Origin of the sequence: Bacteroides sp. OF04-15BH, assembly GCF_003477995.1 — a bacterium.
Classification (GTDB): Bacteria; Bacteroidota; Bacteroidia; order Bacteroidales; family Bacteroidaceae; genus Paraprevotella.
On record NZ_QUEM01000020.1, the window covers coordinates 34,571 to 59,475 of the forward strand.

Consider the following 24,905-nt stretch of genomic DNA (forward strand, 5'->3'; position numbering starts at 1 on the left):
TTTACAGAAACATTTTAATTTGATTTTTATATGGGATGGATTATTTTTATTGGTTTTGCGATAATTAGTTATCTGATTCAGGCAAACCTAAAGAGTAAGTTTGAACGTTATTCGGAAATTCCGGTCGACGGAGGACTGACAGGTCGTGATGTGGCTGTCAAGATGTTGCGCGACAACGGTATCTATGATGTGCAGGTGACCTGTACTCCGGGATTCCTGACCGACCATTACGATCCGACAAAGAAAACCGTAAACCTGAGCGAGGATGTTTATCACTCCTGCAGTGTGGCTGCGGCTGCCGTAGCCGCCCATGAGTGCGGACACGCCGTGCAGCATGCCCATGCGTATGCTCCTCTGCGCATGCGTAGCGGTCTGGTTCCGATTGTATCCTTTGCTTCTTCCTGGATGCAGTGGGTGCTGCTTATCGGTATGTTCACGCTGAATGTATTTCCGGGTATCATGCTTTTCGGTATTGCCCTGTTTGCCATGACCACTTTGTTCAGCTTTGTCACCTTGCCGGTTGAGATTGATGCCAGCCGTCGTGCCGTAAACTGGTTGAGCCGTGCCGGAGTGACGAACAGAAGCAATCACGGAGCCGCTGTGTCTGCCCTTCGTTCGGCAGCATACACTTATGTCGTAGCCGCTTTGGGCTCCTTGGCTTCTCTGGTCTATTATATTATGATCTATATGGGTCGCAGAGAGTAATTACGGAAACGAAACAGATATAGTTATGAGTTATTTGCTACTGATTGTGGGCATCGTGCTGGTGTTGTGGGGTGCTGACAAATTGACAGACGGAGCTACAGCGCTGGCTCGCCGTTTTCAGGTGTCCGATCTGGTTATCGGACTTACCGTAGTGGCTTTCGGAACCTCGCTGCCGGAGTTTGTAACCAGCTTTACGGCAGTGTTGCATCATTACGAGGCCATTTCCATGGGTAATATTGTGGGAAGCAATATTTTCAATACCCTGCTTATCGTGGGTGCGTCGGCACTTACTTACCCGATATGGGTGAGCCGCAGTTCGCTTTCCAAGGATATTCCCTTTGCCCTGCTGGCTTCCATGGCACTGCTGGTTCTGTGCCAGGATACGGTCTTTGCCGGTGCGGAGAAACAGGTGATTACCATGGGCGACGGCTTGATTCTGCTGCTGTTCTTTGCTATCTTCATGTATTATACGTTTTCCATAGCCCGTTCTACAGACACAAACTCCGAGAGCGAAACGGCTTCGGCTCCAGCCTATGGCATGTGGCGCATTGCAGCCTATATCGTATTGGGATTGGCCGGTCTGATTTTCGGCGGAAACTTCTTTGTGGAGGCTGCGTCCGATCTGGCCCGCTCCTGGGGTGTCAGCGAACATATTATCGGTTTGACCATTGTGGCCGGCGGAACATCTCTTCCGGAGTTGGCCACCTCTATTGTGGCTGCCCGTAAGGGAAATTCGGCGATTGCCATCGGAAATGTAATCGGCAGCAATATCTTCAACATCTTCTTTGTGGTGGGTGTCTGTGCTCTGGTTTCTCCGATTTCGGCTGCCAGCATCACTCCGGTGGATTTGCTGCTGCTTGTCGGAAGCATTCTGCTGCTGTGGGGATTTGCCTTTACCAACCGGAAGATTTCACGTTGGGAAGGTTTCTCACTGATTCTGGTTTATCTGCTCTATCTGGCAAACAGCATCTTTGCCTTTTAAATAAAAAAAGAGACGGAATCTCTGTCCAGATAAAATCTGTGAAGAGGTTCCGTCTCTTTTTTTTAGGAAACTATTCGGTAAGTTTGAAAATAAGTTTCTTGGGAATCTTGACCAGTTTCTTGCCAACTACCTTTTTAATACTGACGCCGTCCACCTGCTCGAAGATGTATTGGTCGTCGGTCTTGGTCAGCTTGACTTCCTGGGTTTCCGATCCCTGATCATTTGAAAGTCGGATCAGGGCATTGTTCTCGTTGATGACTTTTGCTGAAGTGATACTCCAGATGCCATACACGTTACCGTTGAGATAACCGTGCATCGGGCCGAACATCTCCATGCCGGGCACATTGATGCTTTCTGCATAAAGGTCGATGACCAGATGCAGGTTTTCTTCCTTGCACGACAGGTCGGCCTTGAAGGTTTGCTGTCCGAATACAAGGAGACTGCAAACGCACAGAACCAAAAACATTAAATTCCTTTTCATAATACCGCAATGATAATTTAGTTTACAGTTGCAAAGATAATATATTAATTAGAAATCTGTTCCAATTTCTTGTCATATTCTTGAAATTTCGAAATCTGTAGCATCTTTGCAAATGAATTGTTTTTTTGATTTTTAAAGGAAACTATAAGGGATTTTAGAAAAAAAATGAGTAAAAGAATTTTGTTTTCATGCTTTTTATGTATATTTGCACCGAATTCTAATTGTTAATTAATGAGTAAAGACACACTGTTTATTTTCGAATCGAGTTGGGAAGTGTGCAATAAAGTAGGTGGAATCTACACCGTTCTTTCCACTCGTGCCAAGACCTTACAAGACAATAAGAAGGATCAGCTTGTGTTTATCGGCCCGGATGTTTGGAAGGCTACAAAGAATCCTCTGTTCCGCGAAGACAAGAAATTGTTGTCGGGGTGGAAGAGTGAGGCCGAAAAACAAGGCTTGTCTGTTCGTGTAGGAAGATGGAATATCCCCGGAAAACCTATTGCCGTGTTGGTTGATTTCTCTCCGTATTATGAAATAAAGAATGAAATCTACGCACGTATGTGGGAGGACTATCAGGTGGATTCCCTTCATGCCTACGGAGATTATGATGAGGCTTCCATGTTTTCTTATGCTGCCGGTCTGGTTGTAGAAAGCATTTATAACTACATGCTGCGTGATAAATATGACGTGATTTATCAGGCTCACGAATGGATGACCGGATTAGGTGCTTTGTATATTCGTAAGCATGTGCCCCAGATTGCCACAATCTTTACTACTCATGCTACAAGTATCGGCCGTTCGATTGCCGGAAACAACAAGCCGCTTTATGATTATCTCACAGCCTATAATGGAAACCAGATGGCTGCCGAACTGAATATGCAGTCCAAGCATTCCATTGAGCGCCAGACGGCTCATTTCGTAGACTGCTTCACCACGGTGAGTCAGGTTACGGCCCGTGAGTGCGAGGTGCTGTTGGAGCGTCCGGCGGATGTCATTCTGATGAACGGCTTCGAAAGCGATTTTGTTCCGAAGGGAGCGCAGTTTACTGCTGCACGCCGCAAGGCCCGTGCCAAGATCTTCCAGGTTGCCGAGCAGCTTACCGGAAACAAATTCTCAGAGGACACTCTGATTGTAACCACCAGTGGCCGTTATGAGTTCAAGAACAAGGGTATTGATGTATTCCTCAGCACACTGAAGCTGCTGAACGAACGGGAAGATCTGTCTCGTCCGATTCTGGCGCTTGTGGAGGTACCTGCATGGTGTGCCGGTCCGCGTGAGGACCTGTCTGCCCGTTTGCAGGGAGAAGCTGCTGAAGGTGCTCTGGCAAATCCGGTCATTACCCACCATCTGCACAACGAGCCCGATGATGCGGTGCTGAACACATTGCGATACTATCAGTTGACAAACCGTCCCGACAGTCGGGTGCAGGTCGTTTTCGTTCCTTGCTATCTGGATGGAGCCGACGGCATTTTCAACATGAGCTATTACGATCTGCTCATTGGTAACGATCTTTGTGTTTATCCTTCTTACTATGAGCCTTGGGGCTATACTCCGCTGGAAAGTGTCGCTTTCCATATCCCTTGTGTGACCACCAATCTTTCCGGTTTCGGAATGTGGGTGAACGAGGTGCTGGGCCATGAAGGCTCTCTGGAGGATGGAGTGGCAGTCATCAAGCGTACGGACTATAATTTCCAGGAAGTGGCCGAAAGCATCTGCCAGCAGATTGTGACCTTTGCCACCTTGCCTGATGCAGAAGTCCGCAAGATCAGAAAGAAGGCCGAGCGCATTGCATCCAAGGCATTGTGGAAGAATTTCATCGAATATTATTATCAGGCATACGACTTTGCGCTTGCGCATGCTGCAATGAGAAATAAAAAATAAAAATATTTTAAACTGAATCTAATTTTAGCAATTATGAAAATTAAAGCAAGTAATTCAAATGGAATCAGCTGGAAAGAAGTGAACGTGAAATCACGTATTCCTAATGAATTGAGCAAATTGGCTGAATTGTCCCGCAACATCTGGTGGGCATGGAACCATGAGGCACGTGAACTTTTCCGTTCTCTCGACGAAGATTTGTTTGAAGAAGTAGGACAGAACCCGGTATTGCTTCTGGAGCGTCTCAGCTACGAGCGTCTGGAAGAACTGGCTCAGGACGAAATGATTCTGGCCCGTATGGATGCCGTGTACAAGATGTTCCGCGCATATATGGATGTAGAACCGAACCATAAGAGAGCTTCTGTAGCTTATTTCTGTATGGAGTATGGTTTGAATCACGTTTTGAAGATTTATTCCGGTGGTCTGGGAGTATTGGCCGGTGACTATCTGAAAGAGGCTTCAGACAGCAATGTTGACATGTGTGCCGTAGGTTTCCTGTATCGTTACGGTTACTTCACTCAGACTCTGTCTATGGACGGACAGCAGATTGCCAACTATGAGGCTCAGAACTTCGGAAGCCTTCCTATCGAGCGTCAGCTGGATGCCGACGGCAATCCGATGGTCGTTGACGTACCTTATTTGAATTACTTTGTACATGCATACGTTTGGCGTGTCAATGTAGGTCGTATCAAATTGTACCTGCTCGACACCGACAACGAAATGAACTCAGAGTTCGACCGTAGCATCACGCACGCCCTGTATGGTGGCGACTGGGAGAACCGCTTGAAGCAGGAAATCCTGTTGGGTATCGGTGGTGTGCTCACTCTGAAGAAACTGGGTATCAAGAAGGATATCTATCACTGCAACGAAGGACACGCTGCTCTGTGCAACGTTCAGCGTCTGTTGGACTACGTTCAGTCTGGTCTTACCTTCAATCAGGCTCTGGAGCTGGTTCGTGCTTCTTCTCTGTATACCGTACACACTCCGGTTCCTGCCGGTCACGACTATTTCGACGAAGGTCTGTTCGGAAAATATATGGGTGGTTATCCGGCAATGCTGGGTATCACTTGGGATGAGTTCATCGGCATGGGCCGTCAGAATCCGGAAGATCATTCTGAGCGCTTCTGTATGTCAACCTTCGCTTGTAACACCTGTCAGGAGGTTAACGGTGTGAGCTGGTTGCACGGAAAGGTATCTCGCGAGATGTTCTCTAACATCTGGAAGGGTTACTTCCCGGAAGAGAGCCATGTGGGTTATGTAACCAACGGTGTGCACTTCCCGACTTGGGCTGCTACTGAGTGGAAAGAATTCTACATCAAGCACTTTGACAAGAGCTTCATGAGCGACCAGAGCAATCAGAGCATCTGGGAAGCTATCTATAATGTACCTGATGAGTTGGTATGGAACACTCGTCTGAAATTGAAGAACAAGCTGATCGATTACATCCGTGAGCAGTTCCGTGGCAGCTGGTTGAAAAACCAGGGTGATCCTTCACGTGTGGTTTCTCTGATGGACAAGATCAACCCGAACGCTCTGTTGATCGGTTTCGGTCGTCGTTTCGCTACTTACAAGCGTGCTCACCTGTTGTTCACCGACCTGGATCGTTTGTCTAAGATCGTAAACAACCCGAACTATCCGGTACAGTTCCTTTACACCGGTAAGGCACATCCTGCTGACGGTGCCGGCCAGGGCCTGATCAAGAAGATTTATGAGATTTCTCAGCGTCCTGAGTTCTTGGGTAAGATCATCTTCCTGGAGAACTACGACATGCAGCTGGCTCGTCGTCTGGTGAGCGGTGTAGATATCTGGATGAACACTCCGACCCGTCCGTTGGAAGCATCTGGTACATCTGGTGAGAAGGCTTTGATGAACGGTGTGCTCAACCTGTCAGTACTTGACGGATGGTGGCTGGAAGGCTATCGCGAAGGCGCCGGATGGGCTTTGACCGAGAAGCGTACTTACGAGAACCAGGCTCATCAGGATCAGCTCGACGCTGCTACCATCTACAGCTTGCTGGAGAACGAAATCCTGCCGTTGTACTATGCACGCAACAAGAAGGGCTATTCAGAGGGTTGGGTAAGAACCATCAAGAACTCTATCGCTCAGATTGCTCCTCACTATACTATGAAGCGTCAGTTGGATGATTACTATACCAAGTTCTACGATCCACAGGCTGCCCGCTTCAAGGCTCTGGCTGCCAACGACAATGCCAAGGCTAAGGAAATCGCTGCCTGGAAAGAGCAGGTTGCTGCTTGCTGGGACAACATCAATGTAGTTTCTTTCGAGAAGAGCGAGCAGTTGAGCTCAGGTGCTCTTGAAACCGGTAAGGACTATGAGGTGAAGATCACGATCGACGAGCAGGGACTGGACGATGCTATCGGTATCGAAATTGTGACCCTGATGACCGACAAGGATTGCAAGGATCACATCTATTCAGTAACTCCACTCGAAGTAGTGAAGAAGGAAGGCAACCTGTATACTTTCGCCGGAACTTATACTTTGAACAATTCCGGAAGCTTCAAGGCTGCTTGCCGTATGTATCCTAAGAACGAGGCTCTGCCACACAGAGAAGACTTCTGCTATGTGAAATGGTTCGCTTAATCTACAATTCACGATATGAAAAAAACCGGTCCGTAAGGATCGGTTTTTTTTGTATGGACAATTTGACACTTTGCTTTTTGATATTCCCCAGATTCCTGTTTTTGCGGGTATATGCATCGGCTGACCGGATTTCAGGATTCTGAGGGGCTTGAAACGCCCTTATCCTGCTGATTGTGTGTCGTTTGTTTAAGATTCAGCGGTTTTGTTTTCGGACTTTTCTGTGCGTTTCCGGAAGAGAAATACCAGTTTTTGAGGCCTCTTGGAACGATGATGCGCACGATTTTCGGAAAGCATCCTGATGAAAATCCGGTTTCATGACGATGAAAAATATTTTTTCTGAAGTTCTGCTTCTCTGTTCGAAGCCCTGAAAACGGTAAAAGCGACAAAATGATGCTGCATCGTTTTCCAGATTTAGGCGTGCTGGCATTCAGGATATGCTCCAGAAATCTTTATTCAGAAAAACAGACGGTTTGCGAAACAGTGATTTCGGGAATCATCTGAAAGCAAAAACTCCCGGAACCCAACATTTTGAGTTCCGGGAGTTTTGGATATTTCAGTCCTGCAAGCAGTAGTATCCGTGTTTGCAGGGCGCACTGTTGTTTCACGAATGGCGCGGACGGATCAACTTCACGACAGACGACAGCGTGTTCTGTATCGGTTTGCCGAGGATGATCAGTGTCACGGCTACCAGAATCATGGCAATGCCCAGTCCCTGCTGCCAGGTGAAGGCCTCGCCGAAGACAAAGGCACCGATACATACGGCCGTAACCGGTTCCAGAGCTCCCAATACCGAAGTCATGGTGCCACCGATATGATGCACGGCCAGCAGCAGGGTGATGTTTGATATCACGGTAGGCAGCACGGCCAGCAATACCAGATTCACACCGGACATGACGTCGGGAATAGGCTGCAGCGTTTGCGTTACAGACACCTTTCCGGCAAAAAGCAGGGTGGTGAAGACAAACACATAGAAAGCCAGCTTGCGGTTGGGCATGGTGCGCAGGTGCGACTTGTTCACCGTTGTGATATAGGCGGCATAGCCCAATGCGGACAATAACACGATGCCGACACCGAAGAAACTGAACTTATGGTCTTCGCCGCCGATGGACAGGCGTGCCACTCCGTAAACCGCCAAGATGATGGCCAGCCAGGTGACCCAGGAAGCCTTTTCGCGGAACAGAATGAGCATCAGCAGGGTGACAAACACCGGATAGGTGAAATGCAGTGTTGTGGCCACTCCGGCACCCATATAGTCGTATCCCCAGAAAAGGAACTGTGCAGAGACCATGTAGTAGGTCGAAAGCAGCACCAATAGCGGCAGGTCGTTCATCTTGATGGCAAACGGTTCCTTGTGTACCTTCATCATGATGCCCAGGGCAATGGTGGCAAAGAGAAACCGGTAGAACAGAATCGAGTCGAGCGACATGCCTTCCTTCATCAGGGGCAGGGTAAAGAGAGGAATCAGACCGAAGGTCACCGAAGTCACAATTCCATAAATCAAACCTTTTATACTGTTCATGACAAAATGCTGTTTTTATGAATTAGTGATACAAAGGGGGAGTGTCTGGCGATTACTGAGCCTTTTCCTTGGACAGGGTAGCACCGATGAACTCCTCCAGCTGGGCTGCACGAAGTCCCTTGGCCAGAATGGTACCTTCTTGTGACAGGACAACGGTGTAAGGGATTCCCTCTACATTATACAGGCGCGCTCCGTTGTTCTGCTGCCACTCTTTCAGTTCCGAACCCTGTGGCCAGCTCAGCCCCTTGTCGGCAATGGCTTTCTTCCAGGCTTTCTCGTCGGTGTCGAGCGATACGCCGACAAACTCCACTCCCTGAGTGTGGAATTTCTCATAGATACGCACCATTTCCGGTGCTTCGGCCATACAGGGACCGCACCAGCTGGCCCAGAAGTCGAGCACGGTGATTTTGTTCTTGCTCACGAAATCACTGATCTTGATGGCTTTTCCCTCGGGAGTATTCATTTCGAAGTCCGTGTACGGTTGGCCTACGGCATTCTTTTTCAGCTGTTCAATGGCAGCAGATATGTTTTTTACGGCAGCGTTGTTGCGGGTCTTTTCCGGCAGTGAGGCAATCAGCTGCTCCATCTCTTCGGGAGAGAAAACAGTGGCATTGGTAATGGTCAGGAACAGACCCACCGGATTGTCGGCATTCTCGGTGATCTGTGTCTTGAGATAGTTTCTGATTTCCTGGTTCAGCGCTTCGCCTTTCTGTGCGGTTGCCGCAGAAGACGGGTCGCCTGTTTCATAAAGTGCGGCAATGCGGTCGCTGAATCCGTACAGCGAGTCGCTGATCTGCTGATAGAGGTCGTTCAGTGGAGTTCCGCCCACCACGCTTTTTTCCGGACCAGCGTTCAGGGTGATTTTTCCCGGTTCGCTAAAGAAGAAACCCTGATAAGAGCCGTTTTCGTTGTCAATCCAGTAGTTGAGAATTTCGCAGGAGTCAGCCTTTCCGGTCAGGGTAAAGGTTCCGTTGTTGACCACGAGCGTGTCGCGCATTTCCCATTGTGCATTGTTAAGACGGGCCACGAACACCGTGTCGCCGTCCTGAATGCCTTCTGCTTTTCCGGTAAAGGTAAACTCATTGTTCTGGCACGAGCATACTGGAATCAGCAAGGATGCCAGCAGGCCTTTTAAAATTGATTTAGTCATAATTGGTAATGAAATTAAAAAAACTGCCTCTAAGATAAATCCTAAAAGCAGTTTTCGGTTTGTTTGTAATTAATGTCTATTACACTAAGTATTGTGAACTGATAGACTCATTGGTTTCTACGCGACGGATGGTTTCCGCAATCAGGTCAGCAATAGACAGCTGCTTTACCTTGTCGCAACGCTTTGAGTAAGGAATACTGTCTGTGAATACCATCTCGATCAGAGAGCTGTCCTGAACACGCTCTGAAGCAGGTCCTGACATCACACCGTGAGAAGCGATAGCTCTTACTGACTTGGCTCCGTTTTCCTTCATCAGGTCGGCAGCCTTGGTGATTGTACCGGCTGTATCTACCATGTCGTCAACGAGGATAACGTTGGCATCCTTTACATTACCGATAATCTGCATGCTGGCAACTACGTTTGCCTTTTCGCGCTTCTTGTCACACAGAACCATCGGGCAGTTCAGGTATTTGGCATAAGTGCTGGCGCGCTTAGAACCACCAACGTCCGGAGTGGCGATAACCAGATTCTCCAGGTTCAGTGACTGAATGTAAGGCAACATCACGCTTGAAGCATAAAGGTGGTCAACCGGAACATTGAAGAATCCCTGCTCCTGATCGGCATGCAGGTCCATAGTAATCAAGCGGTCGATACCGGCTACACTCAACATGTCAGCTACCAGCTTGGCTGCGATGGAAACACGTGGCTTGTCCTTGCGGTCCTGACGGGCCCAGCCGAAGTAAGGGATAACGGCAATGATGCTTTTGGCAGACGCACGCTTGGCAGCGTCGATCATCAGCAACAACTCCATCAGGTTATCTGAGTTCGGGAAGGTTGACTGGATCAGGAATACATCGCGTCCGCGGATAGATTCCTCATAAGAAACGGCAAATTCACCGTCAGCAAAGTGAGTAATTTGCAGTTTACCCAGTTCACAGCCCAAACTTGCACAGATTTTCTCAGCCAAATATTTTGAATTGGTTCCTGAGAATACTTTAAATGGTCTTTTCTCGCTCATCGTTTTAAAAAATATTTGTGGGTTACAATATTCGTTTTTTCAGCCTACGGCCTTTCTCAGCATCTTGAAGTGGTCCAGCAGGCTTTTGAAATCTTTGTTCGAATGAATGTCGAACCGGTTCCACAGATCGCCTTTGATAACCACGCCGCCGAAGCCGCAGTCCTTGATTATCGGTATGTTTTGCAGCGAAACGCCCCCGAGCGCCATCACGCGGTGGTCGATCACTCCGGATTTATGGGCGGATTCCAACAGGGTGCGGTCAAAAGCAGACGGATATCCGGACTTGGAAATGCTGTCGAAAATAGGGCTCAGGAATACATAGTCGAACTTTTTCTTTTCGGCAGTCACCTCTTCCAGACTGTGGAGCGATTTGCTTACATGCCCCTTATAGCCTGCGGGAGGTTCCGGATTGCGGCTGTTCAGATGGATCCCCATCAGGTTGAATTCCTTCTTCAGATAAAAATGATCATGAACGACGATTTGCTTGTGATATTCGTCGGGCAACAGTGTCAAAAGTCTTTCCGAATAGACCGGATCGGAGCCCGGCTTTCTCAAATGAAGAACATCCAGACCCTCCTCAAAAAGCAGACTGATGATCTGGTCTTCTTCAACAAAGAACTCCTCGTTGGTCAATAAAATCAATTTCATAAGAACTTTAACACTTATTTTTGTTGCAAAGGTAAGAAAAAACTATTAGCCCGCATAGTGTTTCAATTATTTTTCGTTTTATTTTTCAATGCGGTGGCGTTCTTAGGATAATAATGGTTAACTTTGTCCTTTATTAATTATGGTTTAACTCATCATTTTGCTTTATGAATAAGAAGATGTTGTTCGGTTTGGCCCTGGCCTGCCAGACCAACTTGTGGGCTGCCGGCGAGCAGCCCGGATGGCTTCGCTGGTGTTCCATTTCACCGGATGGAAAGCAGATTGCCTTTACTTATTGCGGAGACATCTACACGGTGCCGGCTGCGGGCGGTGAAGCACGCCAGCTCACAGCCAATACGGCTTATGATTACGCTCCGGTGTGGAGCCCCGACAGCAAGCACATTGCTTTTGCCAGTGCGCGCGAGGGTAGTATGGATGTGTATGTGTCTTCGCTCGAAGGGGGAGCGCCGAAGCGCATCACCACAAATTCGGGAAATGAAATCCCGGTGGCTTTTCTGGATAATGAGCAGGTGCTCTTCTCGGCCTGGGGCATGCCTTCGGTAGACAATACGCAATATCCGAGCGGTATCTACACACATATCTATAAGGTAAGTGTGCAGGGCGGCCGTCCGCAGCTTTACTCCGAATGGACCATGCGTAATCCCAACGTAGGCCGTCAGGGTGTGCTTTTTGAGGATGTCAAGGGCTATGAGGACTATTGGCGCAAGCACCAGACTTCGAGCATCGCCAGCGACGTGTGGCTCTATGACGGAAAGAACTATCGCCAGCTTACCAGCTTCAAGGGCGAGAACCGGAATCCGCTCTGGGCGGCCGACGGCAGCCAGTTCTATTATCTGAGCGAGGAGGGCGGCTCTTTCAACATTTTCAAGAAAGGTCTTTCCGTGCAGGACAATCCGGTGCAGCTCACACACTATAAGGACTGTCCGGTGCGTTTCCTGTCGGCTTCGGACAACGATTTGTTGTGCTATAGTTACGATGGCGAAATCTACACCTTGCAGCCGGGCGGAGAACCGAAGAAGGTGACGGTGCGCATCACGCGCGACGACATGCAGCGCGATGTGATCCGCCAGTTGCGTTCATCCGGAGCCAGTGAGATTTCCGTATCGCCAAAAGGCAATGAGATCGCTTTTGTGATGAGTGGCGATGTGTATGTCACTTCAATTGACTATAAGACTACCAAGCAGATTACCGATACGCCACAGAAGGAACGCACCGTGGACTTCGCGCCCGACGGTCGTTCGTTGGTGTACGCTTCCGAGCGCAACGGTCTGTGGCAGGTGTTCCAGGCCAGTCTGGTCAAGAAGGATGAGAAGAACTTTACTTATGCCACCGAGATCAAGGAAGAACAACTTACTGACGGCAAATACACAGCCTTCCAGCCGGTGTATAATCCGAAGGGAGGCGAGGTGGCTTTCCTGAAGAACCGCACCGAAATCTGTGTGCTCGATGTGAAGTCGCGCAAGGTGCGCACGGTGATGGACGGCAAATATCAGTATTCTTATACCGACGGTGATCAGGACTTTACCTGGAGCCCGGACGGCAAATGGCTGCTCACGGAGTATATCGGTGTGGGTGGCTGGAACAATAAGGACATCGCGCTTGTCAGAGCCGACGGTAGCGGGGTGATCCACAATCTGACAAACAGCGGTTACAGCGAGGGTAGTCCGAAGTGGGTGCTCGACGGTAAGGCCATGATTTTCCAGAGCGACCGTTCGGGTTATCGCAGCCACGGTTCCTGGGGCTCACAGCGTGACGAATACATTATGTTCTTCGATGCGGATGCTTACGACCGCTTTATGATGAACAAGGAGGAACTGGCACTTCTGGCCGAGCGTGAGAAGGAAGAGAAAGAGGCCGAGGAGAAGAAGGTCAAGGAAATGTCCGACAAGGAGCGCAAGAAATACGAGGCCAACAAGGAAAAGGAGAAGAACAAGGATCTGGTCTTCGACCTGGAACATCTGGAGGAACGCACGCTGCGCCTCACTCCTTATTCTACCAATCTGGGCGATGCCGTGCTGAGCAAGGACGGAAGCAAACTGTATTATGTGGCTCCATACGAGGGCGGTGCCGGACTTTGGGTGCAGCACATCAAGGAGTATCGCAATGAATTGAAAATGCGCGGCATGGATTGGGCCAATCTGGATGCCGATCCGGAAGTGAAAAATGCCTATATGGCCAGCGGAGGCATGATCAAGAAACTGGATATCGAAAACGGACGCATCAGTAATGTGCCGTTTGAGGCTTTCTATACTTCGCGTCCGGACGAGGAGCGTGCTTACCAGTTTGAGCACATCTGGAAACAGACCAAAGACAAACTCTACGATCCGAACATGAACGGTGCTGACTGGGATGCCATCTATAAGACGTATTCCAAGTATCTGCCTTACATCAACAACAACTATGACTTTGCCGAAATGGCGAGCGAGATGTTGGGCGAACTGAACGTGTCGCACACAGGATGCCGTTTCGGTGGTTACGGCGGCGCGTTGCCTACAGCCTCATTGGGTGTGTTCTATGATGAGACTTATCAGGGCGACGGACTGAAGGTGAAGGAAGTGCTCGAGGGCAGTCCGGTTGAACTGGCTGCTCATCCGATCAAGGCCGGTGCCGTGATTCTGGCTATTGACGGAGTGAAAATCAAGGCTGGAATGGATTATTATCCGTTGCTCGAAGGCAAGGTGGGCCGTTACACACGCCTCACGGTAAAAGACGGCGGTAAAGAATTCCATGTGACAGTGAAGCCGATCTCTTCCGGTCGTGAAAGCGATTTGCTGTATGACCGCTGGGTAAAACGCAATCAGCGCATGGTAGCGCAGTTGTCCGACAACCGTGTGGCTTACGTGCACATCAAGGAGATGAACGCAGCTTGTTTCCAGAAACTTTATAAGGAGTTGATGAGCGACGAGAACCGTAACAAGGATGCCGTGGTGGTAGACACCCGTCATAACGGAGGTGGCTGGCTGCACGACGATATCTGTATCCTGCTGAGTGGTAAGCGCACGCTGCAGTACAAACCGCGCGGTCAGTTCATCGGTAACGACCCGTTCGACCGTTGGTTCAAGCCTTCGTGCATGCTCGTTTGTGAGGACAACTATTCCAATGCTCACGGAACTCCTTGGTATTATAAGGAGCAGGGTATCGGTAAACTGGTTGGTGCTCCGGTGCCCGGAACCATGACAGCCGTATGGTGGGAGTATCTCGACGGCGGACTGGTGTTCGGTATTCCTCAGGTTACTGCCGTGGATATGCGTGGCGGTGTTCTGGAGAACCAGCAGCTTGATCCCGACATCGAGGTGTATAACAAACCTGAAGATGTGCTTGCCGGCAAGGATGCTCAGCTGGAAGCCGCCGTTCAGGAAATGCTGAAGGAAATCAAGCAGAACAAGTAATCCGAATCGCGAAGCATGATGCATTCTGATTATTGGTGAACTTCAAAACGGGGAAGGTTCTGATAAGGACTTCTTCGGAAAATACAAAATACATGTTTTGAGATAAAAGAGTTATGCCTTTCTTTCGTAAGAAAAGAGGGATAACTCTTTTTTTATATATTCCATGATGCCTTGTGTCTTTTTTTACATTTTTGTGGTCTTCGTATTTTAAATACTGTGTAAAAAAGTCTACAAAATTAATTTATTCCTCTTGGATTAAAACATATATTTGTAATTGTTCTTTATTTAAATCTATAGACATGAAAAAAATATTATTGAGTATTGTAGCATGTTTGGTCTTTCCAAATATCTACGCAGATGATCTTACTGCATTTCTGAAAATGCGCGACGGATCGTCTTTGCAAATGCAGCTGGAGGCTTCTTCCGAGGTAAAGTTGCAGAAGAATCTATTGAAGGTATATAATCATTGGTTACAAAAAACAGAGTTTATTTTCTTGATAGATGATGTTGCTTCCCTGTCTTTTAGCCAGCCGTCTACGGATATCAAGAATGTTTCTTCAGAGACTCTTTGTTATCGTATGGACAATGGAATCTTGTATATCAGTGGAGTAACGGGGAATGCGCCTGTTCAGGTATATGATGCTTCCGGTGTACTTCTAAAGGATGTTGCTGTTCGGGGTTCCTCATGTAGCATATCGTTGATGGATTTCTCTCAAGGATTGTTATTAGTAAAAGTAAATAATCAAACCATTAAAATTCTGAAGAGATGAAAAAGATTTTACCGATTATATTGATGGCGTCCAGCATCGGCGCGTGGGCTCAGACACCGATTCAGGTACAGACCAAGACCAAAATGTATGATTTGTCGGATGCTTATAGCATTACATTTGAGAACGGAGGACAGACTCAAGTTATCAAGACAAAAAGTCAGGGAGAAATTCGTGTACCTTTGGCCGATTTGAAACAAATTTATTTTAATGACACCTTGGTCACTCTGACAGATCAGATTAAGAATCTGGAGGGATGCGAGATCATGAAAACCATTTTGTTTGAGGAAAACTCTGTCCTGGCTCCATACATGTTTGCTCCCTATCTTAATGCTTCTAATATTACACGTGTTTTCATTCCTACAGACAAAGCCTTTGAGGCTATTCCAGTCGTGAATCCAAAGACTCCGAACCTGCCTTGCGTTTTGTCCGTAACTTTGGATAAGGCTGCTTCTTTTCCTTTTCGTGCTCAACTGAAAAGATATGATCCAGAAACGGGTGAGGTCGGTGGATTTTTAGGAATAACCCCTTCCTCTGCAGAGTTGGGAGCCTTTTTAAAACGTTTGGTTATGAATCAGTTTGCTTTCGGAAATAGAAAGGAACTGAAAACCGTGACTGGTTCAATGATTGAAGAATCGGAAGAAGGTTACAAGGGAACCTATGAATTGGAAGCTACAAGAAAAGGAAATAAATATCAGACTAATGTCAATGCGGTGCAAGTCTTGAATGGTTCCGACAATAGAAAATGTATCATTACAGATGCTGTGTTGAGTGAAACGTTGTGCAGCACGCATGAGGCATTACAGGAACTTTCTCCAAAGTTTTTGCAGTTGCTGGAGGATATTCCTTTGGATTTGATGGATCAATTAGGATTTTTTGATCCTGATTATGAATATTGGGAGAGAACACCGTATTTTTCTTTTTTCGAGACTTTGAGTTCCGGAAAGAAGAAGTTCCGTTGGAATTCTACGGCTGTAAACTATACCATATTTGCTCCTACGGATGAGGCTTTGGAGGCAGCTTTCCGTAGTGGTATCTTGCTTTCCTGGGATGAGATCAGGGCGATGGCGGATAATCTGATAGATTCTGCCGATTGGGAGATAAAGGGTAAGTATGAAGTGCTCGAAAAGGTTACGGAACTGTTTTTCTTTATCAATCAGCACATCTTGTTTGGAAATGTAATGACAGATATTCCAGAAAATACAGAATCCAAAATCACAACTTGTCTGTTGACTGGTAATCATACTTCTCAGACAGTTTCTGTTCGGAGAGATAAAGGAAATGTCTTTTCGGTATCTACTGCAAAGACCATCCCGAGTTCAATTCGATATGTAAAAGAGGTCGGAGAATCTAATTATCAGCTTTTCTTTTCAGACCAGATGCAATCTGGAGTGGTTATGCAGATAGACAAAGCAATAACAAACGAATAAATAAGACGATTATGAATAACATCTATAAAAAAATGGGACTTACCCTAGTTTGCCTGGCTTGTGGCTTTTCATTAATGGCACAGGAAACTAGTGATGTATCTAAAGATGATGCACTTTTATTACCCGCAGCTCTGGAACAGCAGGCCGATTTTAAGGTCTTTACAAAACTGTTGAAGGAAACACAATGGGATCAGGTTTTAATGGCAGCAGAGGATGAAGATTTTGTTATGGAATATAATCCACCTCAGAATCCTACAATGGGTCCCAGTGTAACTCCAGAGTCCCGTCCTTATGCCTTTACTGTTTTTGCAGAACATGATAGTGTTTTTGCTTCAAGAGGTATTAAGGATGCTGCTACGTTGACGGCTTATTTGCAGGAGCATTATGCAGATAATTCTGTTTTTGAAGGTATGCTGTATAATGATCAGTACACGGATGCGCGTCATGTAGTAAACCGTTTTGTTGCTTATCATCTTTTGCCGCAGATTTTAAGACCGGAGCAATTGGTGATTCATTATAATGAGTATGATTTTGATCTTGACGCCTTTCTGGAAACGGGTATAGCTCATCCTACAATTCCCGTATATGAATATTATACTACGATGGGAGAAGATCGTCGTTTGCTGAAGCTTTATGAAAGTACTTCTTCTGGCGGTGTTCGCTTGAACCGTATTGTAGAACATAACCCACAAACCTTTATGGAGCAAGAAGTAAAGATTGAGGGCATTCTTGTTTCAGGAGAGCATATGCAAAAGGCATCAAACGGAAACATTTATTTCCTGAATAAAATGTTGGTTTATGATGATGATTTTGCATTGAATGGACTTGCAAAAGAAAGACTGCGTTTTGATTTTACTGCATTGACTCCCGAATTGATGAATCTGGGCTATCGTCGTCTGATGAATAATTCATTCCGGACTCTTTATTTGCCAGTGGACTATATGGATAATATTAAAGTACTATCCGGAAAACTGTTTTATAATCCAGGATTTAGAGGTGGTTGGAGTGATTATCAAGGAGATGAGTTGAGTCTTCATGCCCAGAAAGATGGAAGCGATGTACTAATAAAACTTCCACCAGTTTCTGCCGATGGCATGTATCAGGTTCGTATGGGATTTTTTAGTAACCCTTTACGTGGTATTGTGCAGTATTATTTTGGTACAGAGGATAATATCGCGGCTATAGGTATCCCTATTGATGAACGGGTGGATTTTAATACGGGTTATATTCCCTTTGGTTGGAGTGATTCTTTTGTTGACTCTGATTTGATTCTTTATCAGGCAAATCTTATGAAGGCTCCTAATGGAATCCAGAATTTTATGGGGGGAGGGGAATCTCTGCGTGATTCAAAAACTTCTATCCGGCGTATTATTGGAGTATTTGATATGCGAGTTGGTGAGACATATTATCTTCGAATAAAGACATCTTCTGGTATGAATAGTGAGGTCTTATTGGATTATCTGGAATTGGTTCCTTCTACGGTATATGATAATCCAGAGGTTTCTGAAGATATTTGGTAATTCTGCAATAAGATTCTTAATAGCCTAGATGTATGGATTCTGAAGTTCTAAATAAATACATCTGGCGATGATTCTGCATCAACAAAGGCCATACAATGATTTCTTTTAATCGGGTGTGGCCTTTGTTGCACAAGTTCTATTAAAAATTCCATTTAAAGATCTTATAAAGTTTTTGAGGTTGCGGTAATGATGAAGCATATAATGAGCGAGATGGTTATTCAATGAAATATTGATTTGTTTTTTTAATATTCCTGTGATCAAAAGAACATGTTAAATTCATGCTTTATTTTTGCTGTATTTGTATATGTTTTTCCTATGTGCTAGAATGTTTCTTATTTTAAGTATGATAATTTTGAAGCGCTATTTTGCATGTTTGACTATGAGTGTCATAATTACATATACTGGGAGAGAAATTGTTTGAATTTATTTAATGTTGTTTTAAAAGTTATATTAACTGTTTTAAGACCTGATAGTAGATTTTTCTTTTGATTATCCGTCGAATACGAAATATAATTTGTTTCTTATAGATTTTGTTTTTAGTAAACTCATAGTTTTCTGTTTATTTTTATTTATGATACATTCTTCTACATGCAAAATCTTGTATGTCTCCTGATTTTCTACACTTGTTTTTTGTTTTCGTTTTTATTTTTTTTAGGTTTGCATTTGAATAATTGTCTTAATTTTTAACCACAATGAGAAATATAATATTTTGTATAATGGTTTTGCTTGCTAGTGCAAGCATCCATGCTGATGATCTTACAGCAAATTTGAAGATGCGAGATGGTACGGTTCGTCAATTTATTATGAACTCATCTTCCGAAATTGAATTGCAAAAATCATTGTTAAAGGTACATGCTCCAGTGAACCCAGAATATGATGTTCTGTTCCTTTTGGAGGATGTTTCCACATTGACCTTTGATTCTTCTGTGACTGGAATCCAGAATCTTTCTGAGGCTGTTTTAAGTTATCGCTTGGATGGTGATATGCTGACCATAAGCGGTATTACAGACTGCCCCTTTGTGAAAGTTTACGATCTTTCTGGTGTCCTTTTAAGTTCAGTACGTGTACACGAAGGTTCTTGTATATTGTCTCTGGCTAGCCTTCCTAAGGGTATGCTTTTAATTAAAGTAAATAGTCAAACCATTAAAATCTTGAAACGATGAAATATATTTTACTTTTCATATCAATGGCGTTTGCTCTAAATGTATGGAGCCAAACTCCGATTCAGGTGCAGACACAAACGAAAGAGTATAATTTATCGGATGCATATCGGATTACTTTTGAGGATGATGGATGCACACAGGTGGTTCACACTCGGTCTCAGGGGGAGATTCGGATTCCTATGGCTGATTTAAAGCAGATTCATTTCAATGATACTGCAATTAGTCTGGCAAATCAGATCATGGCTCTGGAGAATTGTGAAATCATGAAAACTATTTTGTTTGATGATATCCCTGGTTTGCCTTCTGAGTTTTTTTGGAGATATCTTAATAGCCCAAATGTAAAGCTGGTGCTTATTCCAAATGATGATGCATTTTTGAATATTCCTACAGCTCGTTTGCCTTTGACGTTAGCATCATATGATTTACTTTCTGTATCCTTGGATAAGAATAGTAATTTTCCATTGCAGATGAAAAGATACGTGTTTGATCCGAGAACAGGAGAAAAAGGACGAGAAATGATTGGTTCCAGACCTAGTCAAACAGAGATTGCTGGAATTTTGCAAAGATTGATTGTCAATCAGTTCCTTGTCGGTTCGGATAGTCCGGCTTATACAGTGGCTGGTTCTTTTGTCAATATGGAAAATGACATTTATGAAGGGACTTATCGGAAGTGGGCTTTACAGAATGGTTGGGCGAATCTCCCCAAGATTAATGTAATTCAGCAATTTGAAGGATCAGACGGTAAAGTATGCAAGGTTACCGATGCCTTTGTCTGTGAAACTTGTTTGACGACTTATGATGCCCTAAAAGAAATCGCTCCTGAGTTTTTAAAATTGATGGAAGTACCAACCCAGTTCTTATTAGACTGTGGTTACATGGATGCAGCACATGTTGCCGATGTTACTTTCTTTAAAGATATGGAGCAATGGAATAAGTTCTGCTGGACAAGTTCCTGTGTCAGTTACACGATATTTGCTCCTACGGATGAGGCTATAGAGACCGCTATTAATAATAAGGAGGTTTTTACTTGGGATATGATTAAAGAGTACAAAAATTCTCTCCAAGGAAATGAAAATGCAGATGCGTTGTTGCGTGAGAAGATTTCTAAGACTCTTGCTTTTGTTAAAAGGCATATATGTTTTGGAAATGTATTGGTAGATATTCCTAAAGGAAATACGATGAGAGTTATGTCCTGCAATATACTGTCAACAGGAGTTGCCCAGCAAGTTTCCATTACACGAGATGCTTCCTCTGATGGTTTTGCTGTTTCTAATGCGAAATCTGTACCTAATTCTATCCGTTGTGTGCGCGAACCGTGGAAGAAGAATACAAGTTATTTTAGAAATCCGTTCATAACTTTGGATATGGGGACAGGAGTTGTGATGCAAATTAATGAAGCAATTGCAAACGAATATTAAAGATGATAGTTATGAAGAATTTAAATATAAAAATAGGATGCCTGTTTCTGTTCCTAATCATAGGATTCCCTTGTCAGGGACAGGAAGAAAATAAATTTCCTCAGGGAAAAGACCTGTTATTGCCTGAGTTGATGGAACAAAAATCAGAACTGACAGTTTTTACGAAATTACTGCAAGAAACAGGTTGGGACAAAGCTTTGATGCAAAGTAAAGACGAACATTATAAACCAATTCAGACACCACCCTCAACCTCTCCTTTAGGGAGCAGTGAACTGAGTTTTATTCCACAGGAAAGACCGTTTGCTTTTACTGTATTTGCGGAGAGTGATCCTGTATTTTCTTCTTTGGGAATCTCAGATGCTGCAACGCTGACGGCCTATTTACAAGACCATTTAGCTGATAATATGACATATTCTAATTTGTTGTATGATGATCAATACACTAATGAGAATCATGTCGCCAATAGATTTGTTTCTTATCATTTGTTGCCACAAAAGTTAGGTCCAAACCAGCTGGTATATCACTATAATGAGTTGAATTTTGATTTACAAGATTACATTAAAACAGGAATTGCCAAACCTACTGTTCCAGTATATGATTATTATGCAACAATGGGTACTCCTCAACGATTGCTTAAGATTTATGAAAGCAAGGAGTCTGAGGGCGTACGTATAAATCGTTTTGTGTCTTTTGATCAACAGGAATATCAGGAAAAAGAGGTGATTTCGGAAGGATTATCCCTGTCTCAGGAACGCATGTATGCAGCGTCAAATGGTAATGTATATCTTTTGGATGATCTGCTTTTGTATGATGATCAAACGGTTTATAAGGGTTTTGCTCAAGAGAGAGTACGAGTTGATATTGCTTCTATCTCTCCGGAATTGATGAATCTTGGCTATCGTCGACTTTTGAGTACATCTCCTGCTCGAGCCTTTTATTTAGAACCTAATTATCAAGACAAGATAAAGGTTTTTGCGGGTGATTTGTATTATTTGCCGGGATATAACAGTGGTTGGTCTGATTATCAGGGAGATGAGTTACTGTTGGTTTCAACGAATGGTGCTTTGGATATTTTGATAGAACTACCTCCAGTTAGCCTTGATGGTATTTATCAATTGCGGTTAGGACTTTCTGGAAATCCGTCTCGTTCAATCGTTCAGTATTATTGGGGGGATGAGGATATCATGCAGCCTGTTGGTTTGCCTATCGATGAGCGTACTTCTTATAATGAAGGATATGAGGCGTATGGACGGAATGATTCTTCTTTTGTGGATTTGGATCTTATTTTATCACAAGGAGGACACATGAGAGTACCTAATGTTTTTAAAAGTGCTTTTACGTCCAATATTAGAGATTACTCTCCATTAGGTCGTCGCATTGTGGGCAGTTTTGATATGAAAGCTGATAAAAAGTATTATTTCAGAATAAAGTCTGTTGGAACTTCCAATGGTCAGCTTTTCCTGGATTATCTGGAGCTGGTTCCTGCAACAGTATTTCAGAATCCTGAAAAAGCGGAGGACATTTGGTGATTCCTTCTTGATTTAAGCTGAAAGAATATAGGTCAGAATATGATAAAAGCCTCATGAGCATAGTTTTATGTTCTCATGAGGCTTTTGTTTGCTTATCGGTGATTTATTTCTTCAGCTTTTCGATAATCATTTCGGCCACCTTCTTACCGCTCATCAGCATACCGCCGAAGATTGGTCCCATACGTGGAGTCCCGGAAACGGCTGAGGCTGCCATACCGCAGACATACAGTCCCGGGTAGATTTCTTTGGTGCCCTTCACCACTTCGTCCTCACCGGCAACAACGTCCAGTGAGCGCTCACCGATTACACCACCGGTTTCGGTGTTCAGCTTGATGCCGTTCTTGCGGGCCACGGTGCAGCACATTTCGCTGTCGTGTCCGGTACCGTCGATTACGCATTTTGCCAGAATGTTCAGCGGGTCAACGTGCAGACCTTCGCGCAAAACCGGAGTCCAGTTTACAACCACACCGCTCACCACATCATTCTTGAAGATGACATCTTCTACCGAGTAGCAGTTGAAGATGGTGGCTCCAGCGTGTACGGCCTTGTAGAGCAGGGCGGCAGTACTCTCAACAGAGTCCATCACATACAGACCGTCCTCAAACGGAGCGTAGTTGATGTCAAAGTCGCGCACGATATCCATGGCTTCTTCCTGCACCACAATCTGGTTGAACATCATGGCACCGCCCCACATACCTCCACCCGGAGACAGCTTGCGGTCAAACTGAGCCACCTTCAAACCGGCCTTGGCCAAGTAGTAAGCGGCTACGATGCCTGAAGGGCCGCCACCCACGATGGCTACGTCCAGATTCAGATTCTTCTGCATTTTCTCAAAGTAGGTGCTGATAATGCCCTGTGATACTTTCGTTTCGATCATTTTGCTTTTATTTTTAGTTGGTTATTATTGTTCGTCGTTCTGAATGTTTGCCTGTGCTTCGGCGTCAAATTCGCAGTTTTTCATGCGCTGGCTGATGCGCATGGCACAGAAGTTCGGTCCGCACATGGTGCAGTATTTGCCGTTGAAGTGATTTCCGCTCTTGTAGTATTCCATGGCGCGGTCCGGGTCGAGAGCCAGATTGAACTGGTCTTTCCAGCGGAACTCGTAGCGGGCCTTGCTCAAGGCGTTGTCCCGTACGGTGGCACCCGGATGTCCTTTGGCGATGTCGGCGGCATGGGCGGCAATCTTGTAAGTGACCACGCCGTTGCGCACGTCTTCCTTGTTCGGCAGAGCCAGATGTTCCTTTGGAGTCACATAACACAACATGGCGGTGCCGTACCAACCGATCTGTGCCGCTCCGATGGCGCTGGTGATGTGGTCGTAACCCGGTGCGATGTCGGTTACCAGCGGACCGAGTGTATAGAACGGAGCCTCGTGGCATTTTTCGATCTGACGGTCCATGTTTTCGCGGATCTTGTGCATCGGCACATGTCCCGGTCCCTCGATAAAGGCCTGTACGTTCTTGGCCCACGCGCGCTCTACCAGTTCGCCCATCGTGTCGAGTTCGGCAAACTGAGCCCGGTCGTTGGCATCGAAGATGGCACCCGGTCTTAGTCCGTCGCCCAAAGATACCGCTACGTCGTACTGAGCCAGGATGTCGCAGATGTCGTCGAAATGCTCATACAGGAAGCTTTCCTTCTGATGATAGCTGCACCACTGGGAGATGATACTGCCGCCGCGGCTCACCATGCCACACAGGCGCTCGTTGGCATAGTGCACGTTCTTCAGGCGGATACCGCAGTGAATCGTAAAGTAATCCACGCCCTGCTCGCACTGTTCGATCAGCGTGTCGCGGAACAGCTCCCAAGTCAGATCCTCGGCTTTTCCTTTTACCTTCTCCATGGCCTGATACATCGGCACGGTGCCTACCGGAACCGGACAGTTGCGCACAATCCATTCGCGCGTTTCGTGAATGTTCTCGCCGGTAGAGAGGTCCATCAGTGTATCACCTCCCCATTTGCAACTCCACACACATTTCTCCACTTCCTCCTCGATGCTCGAAGTGGTTGCCGAGTTACCGATGTTCGTATTGATCTTGACCAGGAAGTTGCGGCCGATGATCATCGGTTCGGCTTCCGGGTGATTGATGTTGGCCGGGATGACAGCGCGTCCCGCAGCCACCTCGTCGCGTACAAACTCCGGAGTGATATGTGTGTCGATGCCCAGCTCGGCGCAGTTCATGTTCTCGCGGATAGCTACATATTCCATTTCCGGAGTGATGATGCCCTGCTTGGCATAATACATCTGAGTGGGGCAGTGGCCTTTCTTGGCACGATAAGGACGGGTGATGTGTTCAAAGCGCAGATGGTCCAGACTCTTGTCGGCCTGACGCATCCGTCCGTATTCTGAAGTCATGCCTTCGAGCTGTTCCACATCGCCACGGTCCAGAATCCACTGTTCGCGCATGCGCGGCAATCCTTTTTTCAGGTCGATTTCGATGTTCGGATCGCTGTACGGGCCACTGGTGTCGTATACAAACACCGGGGCATTCTCGTGAAACTCCTGTTCTCCCTTGTCGTTGATGGTTACGGTAGGAGTCAGGTTCACTTTTCTCATACCCACACGAATGTTTGGAAAGCGCACTCCCTGGAGATACACTTTCTCTGAGTTCGGGTAGGAAATTCTGATTTTATCTTCCATAATTATTGGGTAATCGGTTAATTGATTGATTCTTGATGAAATGAAGCGCTG

Annotated in this window: 18 protein-coding genes; 11 read left to right on the top strand and 7 right to left on the bottom strand. The window is 45.8% G+C overall.

Annotated features, from left to right (window positions below):
- Nucleotides 1-30: 30 nt before the first annotated feature.
- Together DXA74_RS09995 and DXA74_RS10000 are read left to right on the top strand one after the other, a co-directional pair.
- Complete coding sequence (locus DXA74_RS09995) at nt 31-705, top strand: zinc metallopeptidase (RefSeq protein ID WP_118527179.1); 675 nt, start codon at nt 31-33, stop codon at nt 703-705.
- A 25-nt stretch (nt 706-730) separates the two neighbouring features.
- Nucleotides 731-1,687: a calcium/sodium antiporter gene (locus tag DXA74_RS10000; protein WP_199666149.1), complete on the top strand. Its 957-nt coding sequence runs from the start codon at nt 731-733 to the stop codon at nt 1,685-1,687.
- A gap of 70 nt (nt 1,688-1,757) precedes the next feature.
- Here DXA74_RS10000 and DXA74_RS10005 read toward each other — a convergent pair whose 3' ends face one another.
- Entirely contained in the window at nt 1,758-2,168 is a 411-nt protein-coding gene (locus DXA74_RS10005; RefSeq protein ID WP_147401077.1) for a hypothetical protein, read from the bottom strand.
- A gap of 231 nt (nt 2,169-2,399) precedes the next feature.
- Between DXA74_RS10005 and DXA74_RS10010 the strand changes: the two genes are divergently transcribed.
- Both DXA74_RS10010 and glgP read left to right on the top strand, forming a co-directional pair.
- Entirely contained in the window at nt 2,400-4,049 is a 1,650-nt protein-coding gene (locus DXA74_RS10010; RefSeq protein ID WP_118527185.1) for a glycogen/starch synthase, read from the top strand.
- A 33-nt stretch (nt 4,050-4,082) separates the two neighbouring features.
- Nucleotides 4,083-6,647 (top strand): alpha-glucan family phosphorylase, encoded by a 2,565-nt coding sequence (gene glgP / locus DXA74_RS10015; protein WP_118527187.1) that lies wholly within the window; start codon nt 4,083-4,085, stop codon nt 6,645-6,647.
- A 601-nt stretch (nt 6,648-7,248) separates the two neighbouring features.
- Here the strand turns inward: glgP and DXA74_RS10020 are convergent.
- From DXA74_RS10020 to DXA74_RS10035, 4 genes are all read right to left on the bottom strand, one after another.
- Nucleotides 7,249-8,166, bottom strand: coding sequence for a DMT family transporter (locus DXA74_RS10020; protein ID WP_118527189.1), 918 nt, complete (start codon nt 8,164-8,166; stop codon nt 7,249-7,251).
- A gap of 52 nt (nt 8,167-8,218) precedes the next feature.
- A complete protein-coding gene (locus DXA74_RS10025; RefSeq protein ID WP_118527191.1) occupies nt 8,219-9,316 on the bottom strand; it encodes a TlpA disulfide reductase family protein in 1,098 nt (365 codons plus the stop codon).
- A 79-nt stretch (nt 9,317-9,395) separates the two neighbouring features.
- On the bottom strand, nt 9,396-10,334 hold the full coding sequence (locus tag DXA74_RS10030; RefSeq protein ID WP_118527193.1) for a ribose-phosphate pyrophosphokinase: 939 nt from the start codon (nt 10,332-10,334) through the stop codon (nt 9,396-9,398).
- Between the two features lie 39 nt (nt 10,335-10,373).
- Nucleotides 10,374-10,982: a thiamine phosphate synthase gene (locus DXA74_RS10035; protein ID WP_118527195.1), complete on the bottom strand. Its 609-nt coding sequence runs from the start codon at nt 10,980-10,982 to the stop codon at nt 10,374-10,376.
- Nucleotides 10,983-11,146: 164 nt separating this feature from the next.
- Here DXA74_RS10035 and DXA74_RS10040 point away from each other — a divergent pair, with 164 nt between their 5' ends.
- From DXA74_RS10040 to DXA74_RS10070, 7 genes are all read left to right on the top strand, one after another.
- Complete coding sequence (locus DXA74_RS10040) at nt 11,147-14,389, top strand: S41 family peptidase (protein WP_118527197.1); 3,243 nt, start codon at nt 11,147-11,149, stop codon at nt 14,387-14,389.
- A 299-nt stretch (nt 14,390-14,688) separates the two neighbouring features.
- Nucleotides 14,689-15,159: a T9SS type A sorting domain-containing protein gene (locus tag DXA74_RS10045; RefSeq protein WP_147401078.1), complete on the top strand. Its 471-nt coding sequence runs from the start codon at nt 14,689-14,691 to the stop codon at nt 15,157-15,159.
- An 83-nt stretch (nt 15,160-15,242) separates the two neighbouring features.
- Nucleotides 15,243-16,586: a hypothetical protein gene (locus tag DXA74_RS10050; protein WP_147401079.1), complete on the top strand. Its 1,344-nt coding sequence runs from the start codon at nt 15,243-15,245 to the stop codon at nt 16,584-16,586.
- A gap of 11 nt (nt 16,587-16,597) precedes the next feature.
- Complete coding sequence (locus DXA74_RS10055) at nt 16,598-18,106, top strand: hypothetical protein (RefSeq protein ID WP_118527203.1); 1,509 nt, start codon at nt 16,598-16,600, stop codon at nt 18,104-18,106.
- Between the two features lie 692 nt (nt 18,107-18,798).
- A complete protein-coding gene (locus DXA74_RS10060; protein WP_147401080.1) occupies nt 18,799-19,269 on the top strand; it encodes a T9SS type A sorting domain-containing protein in 471 nt (156 codons plus the stop codon).
- A complete protein-coding gene (locus DXA74_RS10065; RefSeq protein ID WP_118527207.1) occupies nt 19,266-20,687 on the top strand; it encodes a hypothetical protein in 1,422 nt (473 codons plus the stop codon). The genes DXA74_RS10060 and DXA74_RS10065 overlap by 4 nt, the downstream gene beginning before the upstream one ends.
- Nucleotides 20,688-20,698: 11 nt before the next feature.
- Nucleotides 20,699-22,216, top strand: coding sequence for a hypothetical protein (locus tag DXA74_RS10070; protein WP_147401081.1), 1,518 nt, complete (start codon nt 20,699-20,701; stop codon nt 22,214-22,216).
- 103 nt (nt 22,217-22,319) lie between these two features.
- On the opposite strand, the gene DXA74_RS10075 is transcribed toward DXA74_RS10070, so the two are convergent.
- Together DXA74_RS10075 and thiC are read right to left on the bottom strand one after the other, a co-directional pair.
- Nucleotides 22,320-23,093, bottom strand: coding sequence for a sulfide-dependent adenosine diphosphate thiazole synthase (locus DXA74_RS10075; protein WP_118527211.1), 774 nt, complete (start codon nt 23,091-23,093; stop codon nt 22,320-22,322).
- A 24-nt stretch (nt 23,094-23,117) separates the two neighbouring features.
- A complete protein-coding gene (thiC, locus tag DXA74_RS10080; protein WP_118527213.1) occupies nt 23,118-24,854 on the bottom strand; it encodes a phosphomethylpyrimidine synthase ThiC in 1,737 nt (578 codons plus the stop codon).
- Between the last annotated feature and the right edge of the window lie 51 nt (nt 24,855-24,905).

Excerpts from the sequence above, each read along its gene's own strand:
- DXA74_RS09995 (WP_118527179.1), top strand. The coding sequence starts at position 31 with ATGGGATGGATTATTTTTATTGGTTTTGCGATAATTAGTTATCTGATT.
- DXA74_RS10000 (WP_199666149.1), top strand. The coding sequence starts at position 731 with ATGAGTTATTTGCTACTGATTGTGGGCATCGTGCTGGTGTTGTGGGGT.
- DXA74_RS10005 (WP_147401077.1), bottom strand. The coding sequence starts at position 2,168 with ATGAAAAGGAATTTAATGTTTTTGGTTCTGTGCGTTTGCAGTCTCCTT.
- DXA74_RS10010 (WP_118527185.1), top strand. The coding sequence starts at position 2,400 with ATGAGTAAAGACACACTGTTTATTTTCGAATCGAGTTGGGAAGTGTGC.
- glgP (WP_118527187.1), top strand. The coding sequence starts at position 4,083 with ATGAAAATTAAAGCAAGTAATTCAAATGGAATCAGCTGGAAAGAAGTG.
- DXA74_RS10020 (WP_118527189.1), bottom strand. The coding sequence starts at position 8,166 with ATGAACAGTATAAAAGGTTTGATTTATGGAATTGTGACTTCGGTGACC.
- DXA74_RS10025 (WP_118527191.1), bottom strand. The coding sequence starts at position 9,316 with ATGACTAAATCAATTTTAAAAGGCCTGCTGGCATCCTTGCTGATTCCA.
- DXA74_RS10030 (WP_118527193.1), bottom strand. The coding sequence starts at position 10,334 with ATGAGCGAGAAAAGACCATTTAAAGTATTCTCAGGAACCAATTCAAAA.
- DXA74_RS10035 (WP_118527195.1), bottom strand. The coding sequence starts at position 10,982 with ATGAAATTGATTTTATTGACCAACGAGGAGTTCTTTGTTGAAGAAGAC.
- DXA74_RS10040 (WP_118527197.1), top strand. The coding sequence starts at position 11,147 with ATGAATAAGAAGATGTTGTTCGGTTTGGCCCTGGCCTGCCAGACCAAC.
- DXA74_RS10045 (WP_147401078.1), top strand. The coding sequence starts at position 14,689 with ATGAAAAAAATATTATTGAGTATTGTAGCATGTTTGGTCTTTCCAAAT.
- DXA74_RS10050 (WP_147401079.1), top strand. The coding sequence starts at position 15,243 with ATGTATGATTTGTCGGATGCTTATAGCATTACATTTGAGAACGGAGGA.
- DXA74_RS10055 (WP_118527203.1), top strand. The coding sequence starts at position 16,598 with ATGAATAACATCTATAAAAAAATGGGACTTACCCTAGTTTGCCTGGCT.
- DXA74_RS10060 (WP_147401080.1), top strand. The coding sequence starts at position 18,799 with ATGAGAAATATAATATTTTGTATAATGGTTTTGCTTGCTAGTGCAAGC.
- DXA74_RS10065 (WP_118527207.1), top strand. The coding sequence starts at position 19,266 with ATGAAATATATTTTACTTTTCATATCAATGGCGTTTGCTCTAAATGTA.
- DXA74_RS10070 (WP_147401081.1), top strand. The coding sequence starts at position 20,699 with ATGAAGAATTTAAATATAAAAATAGGATGCCTGTTTCTGTTCCTAATC.
- DXA74_RS10075 (WP_118527211.1), bottom strand. The coding sequence starts at position 23,093 with ATGATCGAAACGAAAGTATCACAGGGCATTATCAGCACCTACTTTGAG.
- thiC (WP_118527213.1), bottom strand. The coding sequence starts at position 24,854 with ATGGAAGATAAAATCAGAATTTCCTACCCGAACTCAGAGAAAGTGTAT.